The 23,493-nt window shown below is 73.1% G+C and carries 23 protein-coding genes; 12 read left to right on the top strand and 11 right to left on the bottom strand.

The window, feature by feature from the left end; all coding sequences use genetic code 11:
* Positions 1 to 71: 71 nt before the first annotated feature.
* From ACGH2B_RS12805 to ACGH2B_RS12795, 3 genes are all read left to right on the top strand, one after another.
* Complete coding sequence (locus tag ACGH2B_RS12805; protein WP_399088138.1) at positions 72 to 2,462, top strand: ATP-binding cassette domain-containing protein; 2,391 nt, start codon at positions 72 to 74, stop codon at positions 2,460 to 2,462.
* 266 nt (positions 2,463 to 2,728) lie between these two features.
* Positions 2,729 to 3,367, top strand: coding sequence for an ATP-dependent Clp protease proteolytic subunit (locus tag ACGH2B_RS12800; RefSeq protein ID WP_399088136.1), 639 nt, complete (start codon positions 2,729 to 2,731; stop codon positions 3,365 to 3,367).
* A 1-nt stretch (position 3,368) separates the two neighbouring features.
* Complete coding sequence (locus ACGH2B_RS12795) at positions 3,369 to 3,971, top strand: ClpP family protease (RefSeq protein ID WP_399088134.1); 603 nt, start codon at positions 3,369 to 3,371, stop codon at positions 3,969 to 3,971.
* A 100-nt stretch (positions 3,972 to 4,071) separates the two neighbouring features.
* Here ACGH2B_RS12795 and ACGH2B_RS12790 read toward each other — a convergent pair whose 3' ends face one another.
* Entirely contained in the window at positions 4,072 to 4,500 is a 429-nt protein-coding gene (locus ACGH2B_RS12790) for a helix-turn-helix domain-containing protein (RefSeq protein WP_399088132.1), read from the bottom strand.
* Positions 4,501 to 4,958: 458 nt separating this feature from the next.
* On the opposite strand from ACGH2B_RS12790, the gene ACGH2B_RS12785 reads away from it, so the two are divergent.
* Positions 4,959 to 7,016 (top strand): MFS transporter, encoded by a 2,058-nt coding sequence (locus ACGH2B_RS12785; RefSeq protein WP_399088130.1) that lies wholly within the window; start codon positions 4,959 to 4,961, stop codon positions 7,014 to 7,016.
* Here ACGH2B_RS12785 and ACGH2B_RS12780 read toward each other — a convergent pair.
* Entirely contained in the window at positions 6,979 to 7,299 is a 321-nt protein-coding gene (locus ACGH2B_RS12780) for a hypothetical protein (protein WP_399088128.1), read from the bottom strand. The two genes, ACGH2B_RS12785 and ACGH2B_RS12780, sit on opposite strands and share 38 nt — an antisense overlap.
* A gap of 420 nt (positions 7,300 to 7,719) precedes the next feature.
* Here ACGH2B_RS12780 and ACGH2B_RS12775 point away from each other — a divergent pair, with 420 nt between their 5' ends.
* The 6 genes from ACGH2B_RS12775 (at position 7,720) to ACGH2B_RS12750 (ending at position 13,754) form a co-directional block, all read left to right on the top strand.
* A complete protein-coding gene (locus ACGH2B_RS12775; protein WP_399088126.1) occupies positions 7,720 to 8,241 on the top strand; it encodes a GNAT family N-acetyltransferase in 522 nt (173 codons plus the stop codon).
* A gap of 325 nt (positions 8,242 to 8,566) precedes the next feature.
* Positions 8,567 to 9,724: an acyl-CoA dehydrogenase family protein gene (locus ACGH2B_RS12770; RefSeq protein ID WP_399088124.1), complete on the top strand. Its 1,158-nt coding sequence runs from the start codon at positions 8,567 to 8,569 to the stop codon at positions 9,722 to 9,724.
* A gap of 65 nt (positions 9,725 to 9,789) precedes the next feature.
* Positions 9,790 to 10,728, top strand: coding sequence for a bifunctional MaoC family dehydratase N-terminal/OB-fold nucleic acid binding domain-containing protein (locus ACGH2B_RS12765; RefSeq protein ID WP_399088122.1), 939 nt, complete (start codon positions 9,790 to 9,792; stop codon positions 10,726 to 10,728).
* Position 10,729: 1 nt separating this feature from the next.
* Entirely contained in the window at positions 10,730 to 12,100 is a 1,371-nt protein-coding gene (locus tag ACGH2B_RS12760; RefSeq protein WP_399088120.1) for an acyl-CoA dehydrogenase family protein, read from the top strand.
* Positions 12,097 to 12,573, top strand: coding sequence for a MaoC family dehydratase (locus ACGH2B_RS12755; protein ID WP_399088118.1), 477 nt, complete (start codon positions 12,097 to 12,099; stop codon positions 12,571 to 12,573). The genes ACGH2B_RS12760 and ACGH2B_RS12755 overlap by 4 nt, the downstream gene beginning before the upstream one ends.
* Positions 12,570 to 13,754, top strand: a complete 1,185-nt coding sequence (locus tag ACGH2B_RS12750; protein ID WP_399088116.1) for a lipid-transfer protein — start codon at positions 12,570 to 12,572, stop codon at positions 13,752 to 13,754. The genes ACGH2B_RS12755 and ACGH2B_RS12750 overlap by 4 nt, the downstream gene beginning before the upstream one ends.
* Before the next feature lie 64 nt (positions 13,755 to 13,818).
* On the opposite strand, the gene ACGH2B_RS12745 is transcribed toward ACGH2B_RS12750, so the two are convergent.
* Genes ACGH2B_RS12745 through ACGH2B_RS12735 form a run of 3 tightly spaced genes read right to left on the bottom strand, consistent with a single transcriptional unit; the run spans position 13,819 to position 14,416 of the window.
* Complete coding sequence (locus ACGH2B_RS12745) at positions 13,819 to 14,016, bottom strand: hypothetical protein (protein ID WP_399088114.1); 198 nt, start codon at positions 14,014 to 14,016, stop codon at positions 13,819 to 13,821.
* Positions 14,013 to 14,219 carry a hypothetical protein gene (locus tag ACGH2B_RS12740; RefSeq protein ID WP_399088112.1) on the bottom strand — a complete coding sequence of 69 codons (207 nt, stop codon included), beginning with the start codon at positions 14,217 to 14,219 and terminating at the stop codon, positions 14,013 to 14,015. Before ACGH2B_RS12740 ends, ACGH2B_RS12745 begins: the two co-directional genes overlap by 4 nt.
* Entirely contained in the window at positions 14,216 to 14,416 is a 201-nt protein-coding gene (locus ACGH2B_RS12735; RefSeq protein WP_399088110.1) for a hypothetical protein, read from the bottom strand. Before ACGH2B_RS12735 ends, ACGH2B_RS12740 begins: the two co-directional genes overlap by 4 nt.
* A gap of 137 nt (positions 14,417 to 14,553) precedes the next feature.
* Between ACGH2B_RS12735 and ACGH2B_RS12730 the strand changes: the two genes are divergently transcribed.
* Both ACGH2B_RS12730 and ACGH2B_RS12725 read left to right on the top strand, forming a co-directional pair.
* Positions 14,554 to 15,372, top strand: a complete 819-nt coding sequence (locus tag ACGH2B_RS12730) for a helix-turn-helix transcriptional regulator (RefSeq protein WP_399088109.1) — start codon at positions 14,554 to 14,556, stop codon at positions 15,370 to 15,372.
* Complete coding sequence (locus ACGH2B_RS12725; protein WP_399088107.1) at positions 15,369 to 15,590, top strand: DUF397 domain-containing protein; 222 nt, start codon at positions 15,369 to 15,371, stop codon at positions 15,588 to 15,590. Before ACGH2B_RS12730 ends, ACGH2B_RS12725 begins: the two co-directional genes overlap by 4 nt.
* A 361-nt stretch (positions 15,591 to 15,951) precedes the next feature.
* Here the strand turns inward: ACGH2B_RS12725 and ACGH2B_RS12720 are convergent, their stop codons facing one another.
* The 6 genes from ACGH2B_RS12720 to ACGH2B_RS12695 are packed head-to-tail and all read right to left on the bottom strand — an operon-like array spanning position 15,952 to position 23,376.
* Entirely contained in the window at positions 15,952 to 17,115 is a 1,164-nt protein-coding gene (locus ACGH2B_RS12720) for an acyl-CoA dehydrogenase family protein (RefSeq protein ID WP_399088105.1), read from the bottom strand.
* Entirely contained in the window at positions 17,052 to 17,879 is an 828-nt protein-coding gene (locus ACGH2B_RS12715; RefSeq protein ID WP_399088103.1) for a thioesterase II family protein, read from the bottom strand. The genes ACGH2B_RS12720 and ACGH2B_RS12715 overlap by 64 nt, the downstream gene beginning before the upstream one ends.
* Complete coding sequence (locus tag ACGH2B_RS12710) at positions 17,879 to 19,291, bottom strand: FkbM family methyltransferase (RefSeq protein ID WP_399088101.1); 1,413 nt, start codon at positions 19,289 to 19,291, stop codon at positions 17,879 to 17,881. The genes ACGH2B_RS12715 and ACGH2B_RS12710 overlap by 1 nt, the downstream gene beginning before the upstream one ends.
* Positions 19,288 to 20,547: an alpha/beta fold hydrolase gene (locus ACGH2B_RS12705; RefSeq protein ID WP_399088100.1), complete on the bottom strand. Its 1,260-nt coding sequence runs from the start codon at positions 20,545 to 20,547 to the stop codon at positions 19,288 to 19,290. Before ACGH2B_RS12705 ends, ACGH2B_RS12710 begins: the two co-directional genes overlap by 4 nt.
* A complete protein-coding gene (locus ACGH2B_RS12700) occupies positions 20,540 to 21,484 on the bottom strand; it encodes a chlorinating enzyme (protein WP_399088098.1) in 945 nt (314 codons plus the stop codon). The genes ACGH2B_RS12705 and ACGH2B_RS12700 overlap by 8 nt, the downstream gene beginning before the upstream one ends.
* Positions 21,481 to 23,376, bottom strand: coding sequence for an amino acid adenylation domain-containing protein (locus ACGH2B_RS12695; RefSeq protein WP_399088096.1), 1,896 nt, complete (start codon positions 23,374 to 23,376; stop codon positions 21,481 to 21,483). Before ACGH2B_RS12695 ends, ACGH2B_RS12700 begins: the two co-directional genes overlap by 4 nt.
* Positions 23,377 to 23,493 lie beyond the last annotated feature (117 nt).

Raw genomic sequence — 23,493 nt, 5'->3', positions numbered from 1 at the left:
GACGGGGTCGGAGCGGTACAGCGGCCGACGGAGGGAGCAGAGCGGGCGTGGAAGCGGGAGAGAGCACCGGGATGAGCACGGGTACGAACGCGGGAACGGTCGGCGGGCCGGAGGGCGCAGGGCATCTCGCGGACAGCCACGGAATGATCCGGGTGCACGGCGCGCGGGTGAACAACCTCAAGGACGTCGCGATCGAGATCCCCAAGCGGCGGCTCACGGTCTTCACCGGGGTCTCCGGGTCGGGGAAGAGTTCGCTGGTGTTCGACACGATCGCGGCGGAGTCGCAGCGGCTGATCAACGAGACGTACAGCGCGTTCGTCCAGGGCTTCATGCCGAGCCTGGCGCGGCCCGAGGCCGATGTGCTGGACGGGCTGACGACGGTGATCAGCGTCGACCAGCAGCGGATGGGCGCCGATCCGCGCTCCACGGTCGGCACCGTCACCGATGTCAACGCGATGCTGCGGATCCTCTTCAGCAGGCTGGCGAAGCCGTACGTCGGGCCGCCCGGGGCGTTCGCGTTCAATGTGCCGTCGGTGTCGGCGGCGGGCGCCATCACGGTGGGGAACGGCAAGAAGGAGAAGGTCACCTTCAACAAGGTGGGCGGGATGTGTCCGGGCTGCGAGGGGCGCGGCGCCGTCTCCGATCTCGATCCGGCGCAGCTCTACGACGCCACGAAATCGATCAACGAGGGCGCCTTCACCATCCCCGGCTACACCGGCGGCGGCTGGAACTCCCGCCTCTACGCGGAGTCCGGCTTCTTCGACCCGGACCGGCCGATCGAGAAGTTCACGGAGCGGGAGCTCCACGATCTGCTGCACCACGAGCCGGTGCGGATGAAGATCGCCGGGATCAACATGACCTACGAGGGGCTGATCCCGCGCATCCGGAAGTCGCTGCTCGCCAAGGACAAGGAGGCGATGCAGCCGCACATCCGGGCGTTCGTGGAGCGGGCGGTCACCTTCACGCCGTGCCCCGAGTGCGACGGGACGCGGCTCGCCGCGCACGCCCGTTCCGCGACGATCGGGGACGTCTCGATCGCGGACGCCTGCCGGATGGAGATCCGTGATCTGGCGGAGTGGGTGCGCGGGCTCGACGAGCCGTCCGTCGCCCCGCTGCTGACCGCGCTGCGGCAGACCCTCGACTCCTTCACCGAGATCGGCCTCGGATACCTCTCCCTGGACCGGCCCGCGGGCACGCTGTCCGGCGGTGAGGCGCAGCGCGTCAAGATGATCCGCCACCTCGGGTCGTCGCTCACCGACGTCACGTACGTCTTCGACGAGCCGACCGCCGGGCTGCATCCGCACGACATCCGGCGGATGAACGACCTGCTGCTGCGGCTGCGCGACAAGGGCAACACGGTGCTGGTCGTCGAGCACAAGCCGGAGGTCATCGAGATCGCCGATCACGTCGTTGACCTGGGGCCGGGCGCCGGTACGGCCGGTGGCACGGTCTGTTTCGAGGGGGACGTGGACGGGCTGCGCGGCAGCGACACCGTCACCGGGCGCCACCTCGGGGACCGCGCCGCGCTCAAGGAGGCGGTGCGGGAGCCGGAGGGGGTGCTGGAGATCCGCGGTGCGCGCGCCAACAACCTCCAGGATGTGGACGTGGATCTTCCGCTCGGGGTGCTGACGGTGATCACCGGCGTCGCGGGCTCCGGCAAGAGTTCGCTGGTGCACGGTTCGATACCGGAGGAGCTGGGCGTCGTCTTCGTCGACCAGAGCCCCATCCGCGGGTCGCGCCGGAGCAACCCGGCGACGTACACCGGGCTGCTCGACCCGATCCGTAAGGCGTTCGCCAAGGCCAACGGCGTCAAACCGGCGCTGTTCAGCGCCAACTCCGAGGGCGCCTGCCCGACGTGCAACGGCGCCGGGGTGATCTACACCGATCTGGCGATGATGGCCGGGGTCGCCAGCACCTGCGAGGACTGCGAAGGGCGGCGCTTCGACGCCGCGGTGCTCGAATACCGCCTCGGCGGGCGGGACATCGCCGAGGTGCTGGCGCTGCCGGTCGCCGAGGCGCTGGAGTTCTTCGCCGCGGGGCAGGCGCGGACCCCCGCCGCCCACAAGATCCTGGAGCGGCTGGCCGACGTCGGTCTCGGCTACCTCACCCTCGGCCAGCCGCTCACCACGCTCTCCGGCGGCGAACGCCAGCGCCTGAAGCTGGCGACGCACATGGCGGACAAGGGCGGCGTCTACGTCCTCGACGAGCCGACGACCGGTCTGCATCTGGCGGATGTCGAGCAACTCCTCGGACTGCTCGACAGGTTGGTGGATTCCGGCAAGTCCGTGATCGTCATCGAGCACCATCAGGCGGTCATGGCGCACGCCGACCGGCTCGTCGATCTCGGTCCCGGCGCGGGCCATGACGGCGGCCGCGTGGTGTTCGAGGGGACGCCCGCCGCGCTGGTCGCCGCGCGTTCCACCGTCACCGGCGAGCATCTGGCGGCGTACGTGGGGGAGTGAAGGGGAGCGCCAAGGGCGCGGGCTGACCTGCGCCGGAGCCGTCCGGGCGGCGCCGGGGCCCCGGTCGTCGGGCGGCGCCCCGGCCACAGCCCGCCGCCGGGCGCGCCGGGTGGCCCCGCCGGTTCCCGTAACACCGCAGGTCAGGAAGGTTCGGAGCTGAACGCTCTGCCCATGGCGAATCTGCGGTGGGCAGAGAAACGGTGCCCGGGGGGCTTCCGCGGCCAAGAGTGGAGTCGACGGCATTCCCGCTCCGATGAGGAGAACCGATGACTTCACTCGCCACCCTTCCGCCCCGCGCGGCGGACGAGGGCGCACCGCCGAGCCCCTTCGACGACCATCTCGCGACGCAACTGCTCGCCCGGCGGATCGTCGTCCTCGGCTCCGAGGTCGACGACGTGTCGGCCAACCGGGTGTGCGCCCAGCTCCTGCTGCTCTCGGCGGACGATCCGCGCAGCGACATCTGCCTGTACATCAACAGCCCCGGCGGCTCGGTCTCCGCGGGCCTGGCGATCTACGACACCATGACCCTCATCCCGAACGATGTCGCGACGCTGGCGATGGGGTTCGCCGCGAGCATGGGGCAGTTCCTGCTCACGGTGGGGGCGCCGGGCAAGCGGTTCGCGCTGCCGCATGCGCGGATCATGATGCACCAGCCCTCGGCGGGCATCGGCGGCACCGCCGCGGACATCGCGATCCAGGCGGAGAACCTCCAGTTCACCAAGGACACGATCGGGCGGATCACCGCCGCGCACACCGGGCGGAGCGAGGAGACCATCGCCCGCGACAGTGACCGGGACCGCTGGTTCACCGCCGAACAGGCCCGGGAGTACGGGATGGTGGACCAGGTGGCGCGGTCGCTCGCCGACATCACCCCGGCCACGACCCACCGACGGACGGGGCTCTGACATGGGGTCGTACACGGTTCCCTACGTCACCGAGCGGACCCCGCACGGTGAGCGCTCCTCCGACGTCTTCAGCCGGCTGCTGAACGAGCGGATCATCTTCCTCGGCACCGAGATCGACGACGGGGTCGCCAACGTCGTCATCGCGCAGCTCCTGCACCTGGAGTCGGCGGGCCCGGAGCGCGAGATCTCGCTGTACATCAACTCGCCCGGCGGCTCGTTCACCTCGCTGATGGCGATCTACGACACGATGTCGTACGTCCGGGCGCCGATCTCCACCTGCTGTGTCGGGCAGGCGGCGTCGACGGCGGCGGTGCTGCTGGCCGGCGGTGATCCCGGGCGGCGGTTCGTGCTCCGGCACGCGCGGGTGCTGCTCGGCCAGCCGGCCAGCGGGGGTCAGCGCGGCACGGTCTCCGATCTCAGCCTCGCCGCCGAGGAGATGGCCCGGATCCGCGCGCAGGCGGAGGAGGTGCTGTCCCGGCACACCGGCCACGAGGTGGCGAAACTCCGCGCGGACCTGGACCGGGACAAGGTGCTCACCGCCGAGGAGGCCGTCGCCTACGGGCTCGCCGACGAGGTGCTGAGCCACCGGCTGCCGTTCACCTGAGCCCGTACGGCCGGGACCGGTGCGGGGGTGGCAGCGGGGGTGTGCCACCGCCGCACCGGTACGGACGCGGCGCGGGCCGGTCCGCGCCGCGTCCGTACCGTCAGGCGGCGAGGTCGAGCACGTCGTACCGGGCCGGGGGCGAGGTGCGGGCCCGGCGGGGCCGGTTGCGGGCGGGCCGGGACAGTTCGTCCTGGGTGCGGGAGAGCAGGTCGGCGAGGTCGAGGCCGAGGGCGCGGGCGGCGGCCGCGAGCACCTCGGAGGAGGCTTCCTTCCGGCCGCGCTCCAGCTCCGACAGGTACGGCATCGAGATCCGCGCGGCCTGCGCGACCTCCTTCAACGTGCGCCGCTGGGCCAGCCGTTCGCGCCGCAGCGCCCGGCCGACGAGGTCCCGCCAGAGCGGTTCCTTCGGCCCGGGCTCCGGTGCCGCGCCGGCCGGGTGCCGTGCGGGGGCGGCCGGACCGGTGCCGGGTGCCGGGGTCTGCGGACGCAGAGGGATGACGTGGGCTTCGTTCCGCGTATGAGGGCTCACCCCTTCAGCCTCGGGGATCCGGGGCACCGGGGGAAGGGAGCGACGTTCCGCCCTGGGTGAAGCGGGGGCCTTCCCGGGCCTCGCCCGCCTCCTCCAACGGGAGCCCCAGCGGCCCGGCGGCCCTTTCCGCAGAGATGCCGACGCGCCCTCCCGGCCTCCTCCGCCGCCCTCCCGGCCTCCTCCGCCGTCCTCCCGGCCTCCTCCGCGGTCTTCTCGCCGTCGCCGCCGTATTCCCGCTGCCGCCGTGCGCTCCCTCACTCTCCAACTCCCTTTTGTCATAGGAGTTTTAACGCTGCATGGCGTGGCACCGGTACCGATTGACCCGGTTCCGGCGGCCGTGTGGCATGGCGCAGGAGCGCGCTCCGGCCGGAAGCGGGGCGTGGCCGTCCCGACGGGCCCGGCGGGACCGTTCCGACCGTTCCGCCCGTACCGCCGTCAGGCCGGAGGAGAGCCGCACCGTGACGTCATCGACCAGCGCAGCCCGGAGCGCCGCGCGGTCCGCGCCGGATCGCCGGTGGTGGGCGTTCGCGGGGGTGAGCCTGATCAGCTTCCTCGGCTGTATCGACCTGACCATCGTCAACACGGCCGCGCCGCGGATCCAGCGGGATCTCGGGGCGTCCGTCACCGAACTTCAGCTCATCGTCAACGTGTTCCTCGTCGCGCTGTCGATGTTCATGGTGACGATGGGCCGCCTCGCCGACACCTACGGGCGCCGCCGCGTGCTGTACCTCGGCACCGTCGTCCTCGGGCTCGCCTCGCTGGGGGCGGGGTTCGCGGCGACCACCGGGTGGCTGATCGCCTTCCGCTTCCTTCAGGGTGCCGCCGGGGCGATCCTCTACACCGCCACCGGCGCGATCGTGCAGCACGCCTTCCCGCCGGAGCGGCGCGGCCGGGCGATCGGCGCGCTCTACGGCGTCAACGGCGTCGGGCTGGCGATCGGCCCGCTGCTCGGCGGGGTGGTGGTCGCCGCCGCGGGCTGGCAGTGGGTGTTCTGGCTCAACGTCCCGCTGGTCGTCGTGGCGCTGGCGCTCTGCTCGTTCAGTGTCCGCGAGTCCCGTGACGAGGAGTCGGCGACCGGTGTGGACCTGCCCGGACTGGTGCTGCTGAGCCTGGGCGTTCCCGCGGTGGTGCTGGCGTTCACGCTCGGCGGGACGTGGGGCTGGGCGAGCGGGCGGACGCTGGGGCTGCTGGCCGTCGCCGTCGCCGTGCTCGTCGCGTTCGCGCTCGTGGAGCGGCGGGCGGCGGACCCGATCGTCGGCTTCGGGCTCTTCCGCCGCCGCGCGTTCCTCCCCGCGATCGTCTCGGACGCCGCGCTGGCCTGCTTCTACGCGACGGTGCTGTTCCTGCTGCCGCTCTACCTCGCCGAGGTCCGCGGGTTCGGCGGGTACGCGACGGGCGCGATGCTGCTGCCGTGCACCGCGGTGATGGCAGCGCTGTCGCCGTTCGTGGGGCGGCTCACCGACCGGTTCGGGCCGCGCCCGCTGCTGATCGGCGGCTTCGCGCTGTTCACCGTCGCGGCGCTGCTGTTCACCCGGCTCACCCCCGGCGTCCCGCTCGCGGTGATCGTGGCGGGTCTGGTGGCGATGGGCCTGGCCTGGGCCTGTGTGCTGGGTCCGGCGACCGTCTCGGCGCTGTCGTCGGTGCCGGAGCGGCAGGCGGGGCTGGCGATGGGCTCGTCCTGGACGTTCCACAATCTCGGCGGCGCGATCGGGCTTGCGGTGGGCATCGCCCTCCACCGGGCGCGGGCGGACGCCTGTCTGACGTCGGCGCCGGCGGTCCGGGGCGCGTCCGGTGGTGCCTGGACGCGGGAGGCGGCCGCGGATCCGCAGCGGGCCACGGCGCTGCTGACGGATCACACCTCGCTCACGCCCGCCGAGGCCACCGGCGTCTTCCGGGAGATGTTCGCGTACGGGACGCGGGCGGCGATGTGGCTGGTGGCCGGGGTGTCGGTGGCGGCGCTGCTGGTGCTCTGCGGGCTCTCGCTCGCCGGCGGCGGCGGGGCGGGGACGACGGTACGGCGGGCGGCGCGGCGGTCTGAGGCCGCGCGCCGCCGCGACGGGGAGTGCCGCCGCCCGCCGGAACTCGGGCGGGCGGCGGCGCCGGAGACCGTCGGGTCAGCGGGAGAAGTAGTTCTGCCACGCCTGGACGAGAGCGTCGCGGACGGCCTGCGGGGCGTGCTGGGCGGCGGCGTTGAAGGTGCCGGTGACGCCGTAGTAGTAATACTGATTGTCGTTGGTCGCCATATGGTCGTCGGCGGGATTGTCGACGTGCCGGCTGAAATGGATGTTGGCGAATTGCGCGAGGACGGTGCACACGTAGTACACCCAGTTTCCCGTGTTGTTCTCGCTGGAGTTGCTGATTTTCCAGTCCGACATGGACACGGCGGTACTCCCTTTCAGGGACGGTGTTGCGCGCGGCGGTCGGATCGCGGGCGAAGCGGCCGGCGGCCGGGCGGTCGTTTCGCCCGCGGGGTGCGGATCAGACCGGGGAAAGGGAGATGTCGCCGGTCATGCTGACCGTCATGCGGTAATCCTGCGGGCTGTGCTCGACGTTGGCGAGGACGAACTCCCCTTTTCCGTCGTCCCACTGGCCCTTGACCTTCCAGTCGTCGTCCCACAGGACGCAGTGCCCCCGCCCGGTCTGGACGGTGAGCGGCTTGTCCTTGTGCTGGGAGATCCAGGCGTACGCCTCGCTGTACGACCGGGGGCTCACCGAGGTGCTGTCCCCGGGGTGCTCCTGGTTGACGAAGGAGACGTGGGAGTTCGACTGGTTGTCGCAGCCCCTGATGCCTGTGGTCATGAAAACCCCCTGAGTTGGTCCGAGGGCACCAGGAAACTCCTTCCGTCCGGGGTGCGGAACGGCCCGGGGAGTCTTTGGCCGAGAGTGCGGCAATGGCGGTTCCCGAGGTCTTGCGGAATATCCCGGGACGCGCGCGGAAGGGCGGATGAAGGTATCTTCCGTGGGCGGCCGGTGAAGATATTCGTCCGGGTGTCCGGTGGCGCCGGAATTCTTCGTACGCGTTCGGGGGAAATGCGCCGGACGGTGGCTGAGGGGAAGGTCGGTACGGGTGGGGGTTTGGTCCGGAAAGCATGCTTGCGTCGCTGATCCGGGCGGTACGGTGGCACGGCGGAATCGGTTCTGCGGAAAGGGCCGGCGGAGGGCTGTCACGGGCCCGGAAGTGGCGTGCGGCCGGAAATGGATGGCGGGGAAGTGGGTCCGATGCGTGGGGAAAAAGATCGAGAGCGGCGGTCCGGGGCGGTGACCGTACGCCGGGCGACGCCCCGGGACGCCCGACGGCTCACCCGTCTGGTGCGGGGCTCGCGCGCGTACGAGGGGCCGTACGCGTCGATGGTCGCCGGGTACCGCGTCGGCCCTGACTACATCGAGACGCACCGGGTCTTCGTCGCCGAGGAGGCGGGTCAGGCGCCGGACGGGGCCGGTGGGCGGGTGCTCGGGTTCTACGCGCTGCTGCTCGAACCGCCCGAGCTGGACCTGCTGTTCGTCGCCGACGAGGCGCAGGGCCGGGGCATCGGGCGGCAGTTGATCGCCCACCTCCGGCAGGAGGCCCGCCGCGCCGGTCTCGCCCGGGTACGGGTCGTCTCCCACCCGCCCGCCGAGGGGTTCTACCGCAGCGTAGGCGCCCGCCCGGTCGGCGTGGTCCGGGCCCGCCCGCCGGCCGTGCCGTGGGACCGCCCGGAGCTGGAGATCGAGGTGGGGGAGCCGGAGGGACCGGCGGACTGAGGGCCGCCGGAGGCCGTCCGGCGAGGGCGCGGGCCGGGGCTGCCGGGAGGCCGCCCGAGCCCGCCTGCCCGAGCCCGCCGCCCGAGCCCGCCTGCCCGAGCCCGCCTGCCCGAGCCTGCCTGCCCGAGCCTGCCTGCCCGAGGCCGCCTGCCCGAGCCCGCCTGCCCGAGCCCGCCCGGCCGGGCGGCCCGCCGTCCCGCTCTTGACACCTCCAGCATTTCTGACGGACAGTCAGAAACCTTGGAAGCGCGGGCCCGTATCCGGCCCGCTCTCCGCTTTCCGCCGCGCCCCGCCACCGTCCCGCCCCGAAGGGGAGGCCGTCGACGTGCACCTCGCGCCCACCGCACGCCAGCAAGAGCTGCGCGCCGAACTGCGCGCGTACTTCCGTGAGTTGATGCCGGACGGGCCGCCCGACGGGGTCGCCGCGCAGCGGGCCGTGCGGCGGCGGATCGGTGCGGATGGCATGCTCGGTCTCGGCTGGCCCCGGGAGTACGGCGGGCAGGGGCGCGGGCCCGACGAGCAGTTCGTCCTCTTCGATGAGGCGTACCGGGCGGGCGCCCCCGTCTCGATGGTCACGCTCAACACCGTCGGCCCGACGCTGATGGCGTACGGCACCGAGCGGCAGAAGGCGTACTTCCTGCCGCGCATCCTCAGCGGCGAGATCGTCTTCGCCATCGGCTACACCGAACCGGAGGCGGGCACCGACCTGGCGTCGCTGCGGACCCGCGCGGTGCGCGACGGCGGTGACTGGCGGATCGACGGTTCGAAGATCTTCACCAGCAACGCCCACCAGGCGGAGTGGATCTGGCTGGCCTGCCGCACCGACCCGGACGCGCCGAAGCACCGGGGCATCTCCCTGCTGCTCGTCCCCACGGACGCGCCCGGCTTCTCCTGGACGCCGATCGAGACGGTCGGCGGGCTGACGACGACCGCGACGTACTACGACGGGGTGCGCGTCCCGGCGGACAACCTCGTCGGTGAGGAGAACACCGGCTGGCGGCTGATCACCCATCAGCTCAACCATGAGCGGGTCGCGCTCGCCGCCCTCGGCATGCAGGCGGAGGACATCCACGCGGCGGCGCTCGCCCACGCCCGTACGCCCGATCCGGTGACCGGTCGGCGGCCTGCCGATCATCCGTGGGTGCGCTCCCGGCTGGCCGAGGCGTACGCCCGGCTCGCCGCGACCCGGCTGCTGAACTGGCGGCTGGTCGGTGACGTCGGCGCCGGGACGCTCGCGCCGGGCGACGCCGCCGGGGTGAAGTTCGCCGGGACGGAGAGCGCGGTCGAGGTCTACCGGCTCTGCCAGGAGGCGGTGGGGGACGCGGCGCTGATCCGCGCCGGTTCGCCCGGGGCGTTCGGGGACGGGGTGCTGGAGCGGATGAATCGCGCCGCGCAGATCAACACGTTCGGCGGCGGGGTGAGCGAGATCCAGCGGGAGATCGTCGCGACGATGCGGCTGGGGATGCGGAGGGGGCGGCGGTGAGCGGTCGGGAAGGGCAGGGCGGCCAGGGTGGGGGGCAGGCCCAAATAGCTTGTGATGACGGGGAGTTGTATGTCCGGCTCAAGGCGTTCGAGGGTCGTCCGGCGGCGAGAGGCGGGCGCGGCAAGGACCCGGTGAACGCGGCGATGATCCGGCACTGGTGCGAGGCGATGAGCGACGCCCACCCCGCGTACCGGGGGCCGGACGCCGTCGCCCCGCCGACGATGCTCCAGGCGTGGACGATGGGCGGGCTCTCCGGCCACGAGGGCCGCTCCCCCGCGTACGAGGAGCTGACCGCGCTGCTGGACGCCGCCGGGTACACCGCCGTGGTGGCGACCGACTGCGAGCAGGAGTACCTGCGTCCGCTCCGCCCCGGCGACGAGATCACCTTCGACGCGGTCATCGAGTCGGTCTCCCCGCGCAAGACGACGAAGCTGGGCAGCGGGCACTTCGTCACGACGCGGATGGATGTGCACGCCAACGGCGAACCGGCGGGGACGCACCGCTTCCGAATCCTCAAGTACGCGCCGAAGGCGAAGAGTTCAGGGGGCGCAGGAAAGGCCAAGGGCGCTCCCGCCCGTCCTCGTCCGGTGATCAACCGGGACAACGCCGGGTTCTGGGCGGGCGTCGCGGCGCACCGGCTGCTGATCCAGCGGTGCGGGGGCTGCGGGCGGCTGCGGATGCCCTGGTCGCCGGGGTGCGCGCGGTGCGGGGCGCCGGAGTGGGACACCGTCGAGGCGTCCGGGGGCGGCACCGTCCACTCGTACGTCGTCCTGCACCATCCGCCGTTCCCCGCCTTCGGTCCGCCGTACGCGGTGGCGCTGATCGCGCTGGACGAGGGGGTGCGGCTGGTCGCGGGCATCACCGGCGTCCGGCATGACGAGGTGCGGATCGGGATGCCGGTACGGCTGGAGTTCCAGCAGGTCACGGACGGGGAGGGGGCGTGGGAGCTGCCGGTTTTCCGCGCCGGGCCGGGGGCGGCGGGCCCGCCTGGGGAGGAGGGCTGAGATGGACTTCACGCCGACGCGGGAGCAGCGGGAGGCGGCCGGACTGGCCGCGGAGATCTTCGGCGACCGGTCCACGCCCGAGCGGCTGACGGCCCTCGGCACGGACGCCGACACCGACCTGTGGAGGACGCTGTGCCGGGCCGGATTGCCGGGCTCCGTCACCGAGACCGGACTGCTCGGACTGGTCCTGCTGCTGGAGGAGGCCGGACGCACCACCGCGCAGGTGCCGCTCGCCGCGACCTGCGCGTACGGGGTCCTCGCGGTGGCCGCGCACGGCTCACCGGAGCAGCGCGCACGGTTGCTGCCGGAGCTGACCGACGGGGGACTCGTCGCGACCGGCGCCTTCGGGAACGGGGAGCCGCCGGGGGTGCGGGCCACCGGGGAGGCCGGGAGCGGTGGCTTCGGAGACGGTGAGCCGTCGGCCGGACGCGGCTCCGGGGAGTCCGGGCCCGGAGCCTTCGGGGTCGGTGAGCCGTCCGCCGTACCGCCCGGTGAGGGGCCTGGCGTACGGGTCGGAGTCGTACCGCCCGGCGAGGGGCCTGCCGTACGGGTCGGAGTCGTGGGGCCTGCCGTACGGGCCGGAGCTGTACCGCCCGGTGAGGTGCCCGCCGGGCCGCCCGCCGGGCCGCCCGCCGTGCCGCCCGCCGGGCCGCCCGCCGTGCCCTCCGGCGGGCCGTCCGGCCCGACCGCCCGGCTTACCGGCACCGTGCCCGTCGTTCCCTGGCTGACCTGCGCAGATGTCGTGCTGGTGCCCGATGCCGCGCGGGAGTTGTGGTTGCTGCGGACCGATGCGCCGGGGGTGGTCGTCACGCCGGTCGCGACCACGGCGCCCTGGTCGGCGGGGCGCCTCGACCTGACCGGCGCGCCCGCGGAACGGCTCGGCGGCGCCCCGGGCCCGGTCGGCCCCGGCCCGTACGCGGACGTGCTGGCCTGCGCCCGGACCGCGTACGCCGGGCTCCAGGCGGGGGTCTGCGCGGGCGCCCTCGCGCGGGCCGTGGCGCACACCGCCGAGCGGCAGCAGTTCGGCAAGCCGCTCGACGCGCATCAGGCGGTGCTGCTGCGCGCCGCCGACGCGTACCTGGACACCGAGGCGATCCGGGTCACCGCGTACGAGGCGGCCTGGCGGCGGGACACCGGCCGCGCCGCCGCACCGCACGCGCTGACCGCCGCCTGGTGGGCCGCCGAGGCCGGCACCCGCGTCGTCCACGCCGTCCAGCATCTGCACGGCGGCCTCGGCGCCGACCTCGGCCACCCCGTCCACCGGCACTTCCTCTGGGGCCGCCACCTCGCCGCGGACCTCGGGGCGGGCGCCCAACTCCTTGAAGAACTGGGCGAGTTGATCGTTTATGACGACGAGGAGGGCGCCGCATGAGCGACACGTACGGGGAACCGGCCGGGCGGCCCGGCCCCGCCGCGAGCGGTGCCGTGAACGCCCCCGCTCCCGCCCCCGGCGACACCCTCCCGCCCCTCCGCATCCCGATCACCCGCACCCTGATCGTCTCCGGGGCGATCGCCTCCCGCGACTACCAGGACGTGCACCACGACGCCGAGGCCGCCCGCGCGAAGGGCTCCCCGGACATCTTCATGAACATCCTCACCACCAACGGTCTCGTCGGCCGCTACCTCACCGATCACTTCGGCCCCGGCGCCGTCCTCCGCAAGGTCGCCATCCGGCTCGGCGCGCCCAACCACCCGGGCGACACGATGGAGCTGACCGGCACGGTCACCGACGTGGACGGCGCGTCCGTGCAGGTCAGGGTGGTCGGGGCGAACGGGCTCGGGCACCACGTCACCGGCACCGTGACCCTCACGGTGCCCGTCACCGGAGGGAGCGCCGCCCCATGAGCGTGCGCCGCGCGGACACCCTGGGCGGCCGGGCCGCCGTCGTCGGGATCGGGGCCACCGAGTTCTCCAAGGACTCCGGGCGCAGTGAGCTGACCCTCGCCGCCGAGGCGGTACGCGCCGCCCTCGACGACGCCGGACTCGCCCCGTCCGACGTCGACGGGCTCACCACGTTCACCATGGACACCAGTCCCGAGATCGCGGTCGCCCAGGCCACCGGCATCGGGGAACTCTCCTTCTTCTCCCGCGTCCACTACGGGGGCGGCGCCGCCTGCGCCACCGTGCAGCAGGCGGCGCTCGCCGTCGCCACCGGTGTCGCCGAGGTCGTGGTCTGCTACCGCGCCTTCAACGAACGCTCCGGCCGCCGCTTCGGCTCCGGCGTCCAGCACCGCGAACCGTCCGCCGAAGGCGCCGCCCTCGGCTGGAACCTCCCGCCCGGCCTCCTCACCCCCGCCTCCTGGGTCGCCATGGCCGCCCAGCGCTATCTGCACACCTACGGGCTGACCCCGGAGGCGTTCGGCCACGTCGCGGTCACGGGGCGCCGGTACGCGGCGACCAACCCGGCGGCGTACTTCCACGGCCGCCCGATCACCCTCGCCGACCACGCCGCGTCCCGCCCCATCGTCGAACCGCTGCGGCTGCTCGACTGCTGCCAGGAGACCGACGGCGGTCAGGCGCTCGTCGTCACCACCGCCGAACGCGCCCGTGACCTGCGCCGACCCCCCGCGCTGATCACCGCCGCGGCGCAGGGCGCCGGCCGCGCCCAGGAGCAGATGACCAGCTACTACCGCGACGAGTTCTACCCGTCCGACCTCGCCGGTCTCCCCGAAATGGGCGTCGTGGCCCGCCAGTTGTGGCGCACCTCCGGATTCCGCCCCGCCGATATCGACGTGGCGATCCTCTACGACCACTTCACGCCCTTCGTCCTGATGCAACTGGAGGAATTCGGCTTCTGCGCCCCCGGCGAGGCCCCCGCCTTCGTCGCGTCCGGCGCCCTGCCCCTGAACACCCACGGCGGCCAGCTCGGCGAGGCGTATCTCCACGGTATGAACGGCATAGCCGAAGCCGTCCGTCAGGTGCGCGGCAGTGCCGTGAACCAGATCCCGGACGCCGCCCGGGTGCTGGTCACGGCGGGTACGGGAGTGCCGACGTCGGGGTTGATTCTGGGGCGGGACGAGGGGTGAGCGCGGCGGGGGTACGAATTCCCCGCTCGCCGGCCTTCCGCCTTTCCGCTCGGTCCTTGCGTATTCAATTGGTCGGGTGAGGAGAGCGGCGCGCGCAGTCCGGGCAGTTGACCGCGCGCAGCCATTCGTCGACGGTTTCGCCTTTCCCGGCGCCGCATTTGGGGCGGGGATCGGCGTCGTCGGTGAGTTCGTGGACGCGGAGGACGTCCTCGCCGACGGTTCCGGCGCGGGTGGTCGCCGCCTCGGTGGTCACTTCGGTCACTTCGCCGCCTTCCGTCCGTGTCCGGCTCGGTGATCGGGGTGTTCGCGGAGGTGGATGCGGGCGTCCACGGCGGCGGACGCGTCGCGGGCCCTGGTCGCTTCGACCAGCAGTTCGCCTGCGGCGACGCAGGCGGGGCAGTCCGGGTGGACCGGCAGGCCGTGGGTGCCGAAGGGGGCGTCGGCCCACGCGGTGTACTCGCTCATGTGAGGGGCCTCCCGTCGTGCGCCGCGCGGTTCGCGCGCCGGGCGTTGTTCGTCTCCTTGAGTTTGTCCGCGAGGTCTTTGGTGCTCCCGGCGGCTTTCTTTTCCTTTCTCGTGGATTGGCTGACGGGCCAACCGGATTGCCCTAGCTTGGTGTCCGTCGCCAGCTCGTTCTCGGCGAACGCCTTCATGATGCGCACCTCCGTAACTCCGTTCCCCTCGTGGGTGGTTAGTGTCTACACGGGCTGAACGGGACGCCCGGACCATACGGAGGATGAAACTCTTTACGAGGCGCTGTTAAAGCTTTATCCGGGCCTGTTAATGAGGTGATGAGGTCTTGGCCGATACTCCGATGACGCCCGCGCACTACATCGGTGGGGAGTTGATCCGCCGGAGGGAGGAGCGCGGCTGGGCGCAGAAGAACCTGGCACGGCAGGCGGGCATGTCCCCCAGCCGGATCGCACAGATCGAACGGGCCCACGTCCCCGGCACGTTGGAGAACTTCCAGAAAATCGACCTTGCGTTCGGTGATCCCGCACCGGGGTTCTTCGAGAGGTTCTGGCGGTTCGCAGAGGGAGCGCCGTTTTTCAGAAGTGGGTTCGATCAGTACGTGGAGTACGAGAAGATCGCCGTTTCGATCAGCGAGTACTCAACATCCTATGTTCCTGGGCTGCTTCAGACCGAGGAGTACATTCGGGCCTTGTTCCGTGCGGGTACGCTCGGGCCGGATGAAGCCGAGGCTGCACTGGTGAAACGGCTGGCGCGGCAGGAGGCCCTGACGCGGACGGAGGACCCGCCTCCGGCATGGTTCATCTTCGATGAAGTTGTCCTGGCACGGCCGGTGGGGGAGCCCGGCGTAATGGTTGCCCAACTCGGCCACATACTCGACATGGCCGCCCGCCCCAACGTGTTCGTTCAGGTCATGCCCGTCTCCCGGGGGCCACACCCGGCTCTCGGCGGCCAGATGGGGATCCTGTCCTTGCCGGATGGGCCAAACGTGGTCTACCTGGAGGGCTCATGGACGGGGTACCTGGTGGAAGAAACGGCGAAGGCGGCTCAGTGTGGCCTGATCTACGATCGCGCCCAGGCGATGGCGCTCAGCCTCGAAGAGTCAGCGTCAACTATCCGTCGCGCAATGGAGGGCTACGCATCATGAGCACCAACCCGCAGCACAACTTGGCCGGGGCGGACTGGCAGAAGTCGAGCTACAGCGAAAAGGACGGCGGCTTGTGCGTCGAGGTGGCCCGCAACCTCGTCCCGGAGCTGGGCGTCCTCCCCGTCCGTGACAGCAAGGACCCCAACGGTCCGGCACTGGCTTTCCCCGTGACCTCGTGGTCCTCGTTCGTGGAGTTCGCCAAGGGCTCTGAGATCTAGCCCAGCTCCCCCCCCGTACACACAACGACGCCCGGTGCCGGCTCGCGGCCCCGGGCGTCGGGTTTCTGTGAACGTGTGAACCTGCGAGGTGGGCTTCCTTCGGCGGCATTGTCCGCATCAGGTGGTGGAGGTCGCCTTCCGGTCTCCCCGACCTTCCGGCCTCTCAGCCCGGCCCTTGCGTGTTCGAGAAGGTCACCGCCCTCTCTTGCGGACACGCTCCGGTCGAGCTCCCTCGCTCGCCCCGCAGGCTGTTATTTATATTACTCGCGACCCCTATGGGTGAAAAGCCCCCTGTGGGAATTTTTGGGTGATTTCTGAGAGTGGAGGGTGCGCCGGGCGCCGTACGGGACCCGGGCGGGCCTCACGGGTCCCGGAGCAGGGAGCGGCCGATGAGGTCACGCATCACCTCGCTCGGGCCCGCGGCGAGGGTGGCGGCCTGGGCGTCGCGGTGGGCGCGGGCCGCGTCCGAGGTGTCGAGGTAGCCGCGGGCGCCCTGGAGGTGGAGGTTGGCCTCGGCGATACGGCAGGCCAGCTCGGTGGTGTGGAGCTTCGCCATCGAGCAGGCGGTGCCGGGCGGGGCACCCTGTTCCAGGCACCAGGCGGCGTGGTGGACGAGGTGGCGGGCGGCGGTCAGCTCGGTCGCCAGGTCGGCGAGGCGGTGCAGGGGGGCCTGGAGGTCGCCGAGGGTGCCGCCGAAGAGCTGCCGTCCGGCCACCGCCGCGCGGGCGTCGTCCAGGGTCCGTTCCATCCCGCCGAGCGCCAGCACCGCGGCGACCAGCCGTTCCCGCTCCAAGCCGCGCATCAGGTAGTAGAAGCCGCTGTCGCGGCGGCCGATGAGACGGTCGGCCGGGACCCGTACCGCGTCGTACCGGACCGTCGCGGTGCCCGCCGCGCGCCAGCCCAGCGTGGGCAGCGGGCGGGCCGTGACGCCGGGCAGCGACGCGTCGATGACCAGCAGGGACAGGCCGGTGGCGCCGCGCCGCCCGGAGCCGGACGGGGGTGCGGTGCGGACCGCCGCCACCTGGAAGTCGGCGGCGGTGCCGTTGGAGACCATCGTCTTCGTGCCGGTCACGACGTAGTGGTCGCCGTCGCGTTCGGCGGTGGTGGCGAGGCGGGAGAGGTCCGCGCCGGCGCCCGGCTCGGTCAGCGCCAGCGCGGCGATCTTGTCGCCGCGTACCGCCGGGGCCAGATACGCCGCGCACAGCTCGGGGCCGCCGGACGCCGCGAGGTAGTGGGTGGCCATGTAGGCGTGGACGGAGACCGCCGCCCGCAGCCCGCCGAAGCCGAGGCGGCCCAACTCTTCCAGGAACACCACGGAGGTGAAGAGATCGTGGCCCCCGCCGCCCGCCGACCGCGGATGCGCCAGACCCAGCAGCCCCTCCGCGCCCAGCGCCCGCCACAGCGAACGGGGCAGCGCCCGGTCCTCCTCCCAGACGGCGGCGTACGGGGCGACATGCGTGGTCAGGAAGGTGCGGACCCGGGCGCGGAACTCCTCGTGGGCGTCGGTGAAGTACACGGAGCGCATGGTGCGGTTCCTCTCCCGTGGCGGGGGCGCAGCTCCCCGGCGAGCAGCCGCAGGAACCGCGCGGCGTGCTCCTGGGGGAAGAAGTGCCCGCCGGGCAGCTGATGGGCGCGGACGCCGGGCGGGGCGTGGCGGCGCCACCCGGCGACGGCGGAGGGCGGCGCCATCGGATCGTCGGCGGCGCCGAACAGCGTCGGCGCCAGCGGCAGCGGCCGTGCCCCGGCGGGCGGCCAGGTCTCCGCCAGCCGCAGATCGGCCCGGAGCATCGGCGTCAGCAGGGCCAGCAGCGCCGGGTTGCGCAGCACCTCCTCCGGCGTCCCCGCCATCCGCCGCAGCCCCTCGGCGAACGCCGCGTCCGGCAGATCGTGGACGGCGGGCACCAGCAGCGGGACGTCCGGCGCCCGGCACCCCGCCAGAATCAGCCGCTCCGGGAGCGGCGCCGGGCCCGGCGTGACGGTCAGCTCGTAGGCGAGCATCGCGCCGAGACTGTGCCCGAACAGCGCGTACGGCGGCGCCACCTCCTCGGCGAGCGCCGCGCCCAGCGCCGCGACGAGCGGCGGCCACCGGTCGTACGGCGCCTGGGCGGTGCGGTTCTCCCGGCCCGGCAGCCGGACGGCGACCACCTCGACGTCGTCGGGGAGCGCCGCCGGCCAGCCACGGAACGCCGCCGCGCCGCCCCCGGCGCACGGCAGGCACACCAGCCGCAGCCGGGCGCCGGGGCGGGGCAGCGGGCGGTGGAACCAGCGGGCGGCGGGGGCGGCGGCCATCAGCGCGCCGACGCCTCGACGGCGGCGGCGAGCCCGGCGAAGGTGCCGTCCGCGAAGACCGCGTCCGGCGCCAGCGCCTCCTCGCCGAGCCGCTCCTCCAGCAACGTCAGCATCCGCACCGCCGTCAGCGAGTCCCCGCCGAGGTCGAAGAAGTCGGCGTCCGGACGGTCGGAGCCCGGCCCGAAGAGTTCCGTCCAGATCGCGGTGAAGACGGCGGTACGGGAGGACGGCGCACCGGACGCCGACGGTGCGGGAGCCGGGGGCGGCCCGTCCGCCGCTTCCTCCTCCGGCACCTCGGTGACCAGCGTGAACCGGTCGGGTGCCGGGAGGTCCGGGGCGTGGCGGGCCAGATGCTCCCGGAGCTGCCGTTCGAGGGCGCGGAGGGTGGCGAGCGGCGGGGCGGGCGGGGCCTGTTCCACGGGCGCGGGGCGGGCGTCCGGGCGGTACCCGTACACGTTGTGACAGGGCGTCAGGCGCAGGCGGGGGTCCTGGTCGTGGGTGACGGTGAAGCCCCGCTCGCGGAGTTGGCCGACGACGCGGGCCAGCCGTCCGTCGAGGTCGTGGACCTCCAGCACGATCTGGCGCACCCGCGCCCACAGCGTCTCGTCGATGCCCGCCAGGACATCGGCCTCGGCCTTCTCCACGTCGATCTTCAGCAGGTCGATACGGTCGAGACCGGCCTCGGTGACCACCTCGGTCAGGGTGCGGACCGCGCAGTCGCGGCGCTCGCCCGCCATCCGCCCGGCGGCCAGCCGGTCGAGCTGCCCGCTCTCCCCGGCGCCCTCGCCGGTCAGCAGATAGCCGCGCAGCACCTCCAGATCCTCACCGGCGTCGGCGTAGCGGCCGGACATCACGCTGTTGCCGGGGTAGTACGTCAGCTCCGCCCGGCCCGGTACGGCGCCGAGTGCGCAGGCCAGGACGGTGACGTCGAGGCCGTAGAGCGCGGCGTTGGCGGCGGTGGCGGCGGCGAGTTCGGCGATCGGCTCGACGGCGAGGACCCGGGCCCGGGGGCGGGTGCGGGCGGCGTGCAGGGTGAACATGCCGATGTTGGCGCCGACGTCGACGATCACCGGGTCGTCGGGGAGCGTGACGCCGTGCCGCAGATAGGCGCGGTCGGTGACGATCTCGCGGTACAGGAAGGCGGACTCGGTGCGGTTGACGCCCGCCAGCCGCAGCTCGTCCGCCGGTTCGTGCCACTCCAGGCCGGTGGGGAGCGCCGCCTCGCCGGCGACCGCCGCGCGGTGCAACTGCGGGGCGTGGCGCGGGTCGGGCACCACGTACGCGGTGCGGTGGCCGGACGGGCCGCGGACGGCGGTGGCGGCGACCGCGGGGTGGGCGGCGAGGGCCCGCGCCACCGCGTCGCCTGCGGGGGCGGGCGGGCCGTGCTGCTCGGTGGGGGTCGGTGCGGTCATGAGCGGCCCTTCCGGTCGCCGAAACGGTCACGGGCGGTGGGACGGTCGGGGGCGGGCCCGGGCGGGTGCGCGCGCAGGAACTCCGTGGCGAGGCGCACCGGTTCCGGCCCGGCGTCGAAGGCGGTGAGGTGGTCGCCGTGCGGCAGCCACCGCAGTGTGGCGCGGGGCAGCAGCCGTGCGGCGTGCACCGAGCCGTCCGGGTGCGCGGTGGTGTCCTCCGGGCTGGTGACGACCAGTACCGGCCGGTCCACCGCGGTCAGCAGCGGGCGGCAGTCGGTGGTCATGATCGTGCCGTTCAGCAGCCCGTAGCGGCGCAGCAGCTCCGGCGAGGCGTACGGGTGGACCAGGTGGTGGGCGACGTCCGGCCGCAGCTTCGCCAGCGACCGGGGGCGGCGCAGCAGCCGGTACAACCCCTCCGCCTGCGCGGACCCCTGCCCGGCCTTGGCGAGGAGCGAGGCGACGTCCCGCTGGTGGTCGGTCTTGGGCGCGTCGCCGCCGAGTTCGAAATCGCCGTGCCACAGGCTCAGCGAGGTCAGCCGAGGGGAGGCCGCGGCGGCGGCCAGCGCCAGCGGAGCGCCGCCGCACACGCCCATGACGTGGGCCGTCGCCACCCCGAACCCGTCGAGGACGGCGAGCAGATCGCTGCTCTGCGCCGCCAGATCGTGGCCGAGCAGCGGCGGCAGCCCCGCCTTGGCGCGCGGCGCGAACAGCGCGCGGCTCTCCCACGTCAGCACCCGGTACGTACCGGACAGCGCCCGCAGCCACGGCGCGGCCAGGCCCACCGGCATCCCGCAGGCGCCGACGACGAGGACGGCCGGGCGGCCCGGCTCCCCCGCGGCGTAGGCGCGCAGCGGGGTGCCGTCGTACGCGGGCAGCACCACCGGCTCGCCGGGCGGCGCGGCGCTCGCCGCCCGCACCGGACCGGCCAGCGGTTCACCGGCCGCCGCTGTCAGCGCCGCCGCGTCGAGCGCCAGCCGCCGGCCGACGGCGATCTCGGCGGCCCACAGTCCGGTGGTGTCGGCGACGACCTCGATGCCGGGCAGGCCGAGCCGTCCGGTGAGCCGGTCCAGGACGTCCCCGGCGGCCGTCGTCCACGGCGCGGTGCCGGGCGCCGGGGCGACGCGCAGCGGTCCGGGCACCGAGCAGAGCAGCGACGCGGTGTCCCGCAGCGCGGCGGCGAGCGTGTGCAGGGCGGTGTCCGGCGGCGTGCCGGGGCCGCCGCCACGGCCGGTGGCGGCGGCACCCGGCTCAGACATCGCGCCGCCGGAACGGGTGGTTACGGGTGGTGTGGGTGGCGATGCGGTTGTGGCCCTCGCGGTCCTCGCCGGACACCAGCACCGCGCCATACCGCTCCAGCCCGACCCGGCCGCCGTACTCCTCGATCGCGTCGGTGCCCGGATAGATCTGGACCGACGTGGGGACGTACCGGCCGACGAAGCCCATCCGCATGTCGCGGGTGGTGCCCAGGTGCGGGTGGGAGGCGTGCATCAGCGTCGACCAGAAGACGATGAACTGGCCCGCGCGCATCTCCATGGAGACCGCCCGCGACTCGTCGGGCGTCCAGTCCGGGTCGATCTGCAGCTCCCGGTAGTCGTAGCCGAAGAAGCCGCGGCGGACGCCGCCCTTCTCGACGTCGGCGAGGTCCGGGTCGTAGTGCATCCGCTTGGTCTCGTCGTAGTACATCGTGCGGTGGGTGCCGGGGATGAACTGCAGGCAGCCCATGTCGACGGTGGCGTCGGTGAAGGCGCACCAGACGGTGAGGGTGCCGCCGAAGTCGGAGCCGCCGGGCCAGAGGATCTGCGGGGAGCCGGAGGCGTTGGCGAAGGTGTCGGCCTGGTGCCAGTCGGTGCCCTCGGCGCCCGGGTACTTCGGGAAGAACTCCGAGCGCCAGCACAGCACGTCCGGGCCGAGGATCGACGAGACCCGGTCGACGATCTCCGGGCGGGTGATGTGGTCGGCGAGGAACTCCTGGTCGAGGTGGCGGTCGTAGTTGGCGATGTTGGTGCCGCCGGAGACGGCCGCCTCGTCCTGGTAGACGGCGGCGCTGCGGTCGAGCAGCCGCAGCCGCTCCTGGGCCCACCGCCGCTTGATCTCGTCGGGCTCGTAGAGGGTGAACGGGCCCGCGTAGCCGCGCGCGTGGAAGTTCTTCAGCTCCTCGTCGCTGAGCCGGAACCGGGTGGCTTCGGTGGTCATACGTCTCCTTCGGTGGTCCGGGCGGCGTCGATGTGCGCGGTCAGGGAGGCGACGGTGGCGCCGTCGATGAGGACGGTGACGTCCAGATCGGTGCCGAACGCCGCGTTGACCCGCTCGAACATGCGCAGCAGGGTGAGGGAGGTGCCGCCGAGGTCGAAGAAGTCGGCGTCGGGCGGGACGTCGCCGACCTCCAGGACGGTCCGCCAGATCGCGGTGATCCGCTCCCCGGAGGACGCGTCGGACGCCGCCTCGCGCGCGCCGTCCGGTGGGGTCGCCCCGGGTGCCGGGAGCGCCGCCCGGTCGGTCTTGCCGTTGGCGGTCAGCGGCAGCGCGTCGAGGACGACATGGGCGGACGGCCGCATGTGCGGGGGCAGTTCGGCGGCGGCCAGCGCGGTCAGCTCGGCGGTCAGCGGCGCCGGATCGTCCCGGTGGCGGGCGGCGGCGGTGACGTACGCGACGAGCCGGATATCGCCCTCGCCGTAGTCGTGGGTCCGCACCGCCGCCGCGCCGACCTCCGGATGGCGGACGAGCAGCGCCTCGATCTCGCCCGGCTCGACGCGGTAGCCGCGGATCTTCAACTGGTCGTCGGTGCGGCCCAGATAGCCGTAGCCGCCGTCGGGCAGCCGGACCAGCCGGTCGCCGGTGCGGAAGGTGCGCGGCGGACCGGCGGCGAACCGCTCGGCGGTCGGCCCGGGGCGGCCCAGATAGCCGCGGGCCAGCGCCGGACCTTCGAGGTACAGCTCGCCGGGCGTCCCGTCGGGCACCGGCCGGCCGTCGGCGCCTCGCAGGTGGAAGGTGAGCCCCGGCAGCGGCACCCCGACGGGGCTGGGGCCCGTGGCGTCCAGGTCGGCGCGGCGGATCGGGCGGTACGAGGCGTGCACCGTCGCCTCGGTGATGCCGTACATGTTGACGATGCGGGGGCGGTCGTCGCCGTACCGCTCCAGCCAGGGGCGCAGCGCCGCCACGTCGAGGCGTTCGCCGCCGAGGACGACGGTGCGCAGCGCGGTCAGCGGCTCCCGCCCGGCGTCCGCCGCGGCGAGCCGGACGAACGCGCCGGGGGTCTGGCTGAGGACGGTGACGCCCTCGTCCCGCAGCAGCCGGTGGAGGGCGGCGGGGGAGCGGGCGGTGTCCCGGGGGACGACGACCAGCCGGCCACCGTGCAGCAGGGCGCCCCAGATCTCCCAGACGGAGAAGTCGAACGCGGCGGAGTGGAACAGCGTCCACACATCGTCCGGGCCGAAGGAGAACCACGGCCGGACGGCGGCGAACAGCCCGCCGACATTGCGGTGTTCGACCTCGACGCCCTTGGGCTCGCCGGTGGAGCCGGAGGTGTGGATGACGTACGCGACGGCGTCGCCCGGGACGGCGGGCGGCGCGGGGCGCGGTCCGCCGTCCGGCGCGGCGGGGTCCACGGCGGGGTCCACGGCGGTGACGCCCGTGCCGTCGAGGGCGGCGGCGAGGTCCGGCGGGGTGACCACCACCGGGCATTGCGCATCGGAAAGCGCCCAGCGGATACGGGAGTCCGGATATCCGGCATCGAGTGGCAGATAAGCGGCGCCGGTCTTCAGAATGGAGAGTATTCCGGTGATCAGGTCGGTGGTGCGGTGGACGCGGAGACCTATCGTTTTTCCGCTTTCTGCGCCGGCGTCGAGAAGTTTTCCGGCCAGTAGGTCGGATTTCTCGTTCAATTCGCGGTAGGTGAGGCTGCCGTCGGGTGCGGTCACCGCCGTACGCTGCGGAAATTCCGCGGCGACCGTCGCGAACAGGCTGGTCAGGCCGGATTGTGGTGGCAGATCCGGCTGCGCTTCTTCCTGGGGGGAGGTGTCCCTTTGCTGGTCAAGGACGGAGTGTGAAATGTCCTTGGGGTCGTTCAGGTCGCTGAATATGCTCACGCGTAACCCTTCGCCCGGCAATCGACATCCAGCACAGTGACATCCGCGTTTTCGAGCGTCAACCCCGCGAAAGGGGCCATGCAGGCCAAGAAGGAGTAAGGCCGGAAAGCGATTTCC

Source organism: Streptomyces sp. BBFR2, assembly GCF_044497305.1.
Taxonomy (GTDB): domain Bacteria; phylum Actinomycetota; class Actinomycetes; order Streptomycetales; family Streptomycetaceae; genus Streptomyces.
Note: the sequence above shows the minus strand (reverse complement) of the source record. Positions and strands in the feature narration are given on the sequence as shown.

Bases quoted from the DNA above. Each gene is read 5' to 3' on its own strand.
- ACGH2B_RS12805 (WP_399088138.1), top strand. From the start codon at position 72: ATGAGCACGGGTACGAACGCGGGAACGGTCGGCGGGCCGGAGGGCGCA.
- ACGH2B_RS12800 (WP_399088136.1), top strand. From the start codon at position 2,729: ATGACTTCACTCGCCACCCTTCCGCCCCGCGCGGCGGACGAGGGCGCA.
- ACGH2B_RS12795 (WP_399088134.1), top strand. From the start codon at position 3,369: ATGGGGTCGTACACGGTTCCCTACGTCACCGAGCGGACCCCGCACGGT.
- ACGH2B_RS12780 (WP_399088128.1), bottom strand. From the start codon at position 7,299: ATGACCACAGGCATCAGGGGCTGCGACAACCAGTCGAACTCCCACGTC.
- ACGH2B_RS12775 (WP_399088126.1), top strand. From the start codon at position 7,720: ATGCGTGGGGAAAAAGATCGAGAGCGGCGGTCCGGGGCGGTGACCGTA.
- ACGH2B_RS12760 (WP_399088120.1), top strand. From the start codon at position 10,730: ATGGACTTCACGCCGACGCGGGAGCAGCGGGAGGCGGCCGGACTGGCC.
- ACGH2B_RS12755 (WP_399088118.1), top strand. From the start codon at position 12,097: ATGAGCGACACGTACGGGGAACCGGCCGGGCGGCCCGGCCCCGCCGCG.
- ACGH2B_RS12750 (WP_399088116.1), top strand. From the start codon at position 12,570: ATGAGCGTGCGCCGCGCGGACACCCTGGGCGGCCGGGCCGCCGTCGTC.
- ACGH2B_RS12740 (WP_399088112.1), bottom strand. From the start codon at position 14,219: ATGAGCGAGTACACCGCGTGGGCCGACGCCCCCTTCGGCACCCACGGC.
- ACGH2B_RS12725 (WP_399088107.1), top strand. From the start codon at position 15,369: ATGAGCACCAACCCGCAGCACAACTTGGCCGGGGCGGACTGGCAGAAG.
- ACGH2B_RS12720 (WP_399088105.1), bottom strand. From the start codon at position 17,115: ATGCGCTCCGTGTACTTCACCGACGCCCACGAGGAGTTCCGCGCCCGG.
- ACGH2B_RS12715 (WP_399088103.1), bottom strand. From the start codon at position 17,879: ATGGCCGCCGCCCCCGCCGCCCGCTGGTTCCACCGCCCGCTGCCCCGC.
- ACGH2B_RS12710 (WP_399088101.1), bottom strand. From the start codon at position 19,291: ATGACCGCACCGACCCCCACCGAGCAGCACGGCCCGCCCGCCCCCGCA.
- ACGH2B_RS12705 (WP_399088100.1), bottom strand. From the start codon at position 20,547: ATGTCTGAGCCGGGTGCCGCCGCCACCGGCCGTGGCGGCGGCCCCGGC.
- ACGH2B_RS12700 (WP_399088098.1), bottom strand. From the start codon at position 21,484: ATGACCACCGAAGCCACCCGGTTCCGGCTCAGCGACGAGGAGCTGAAG.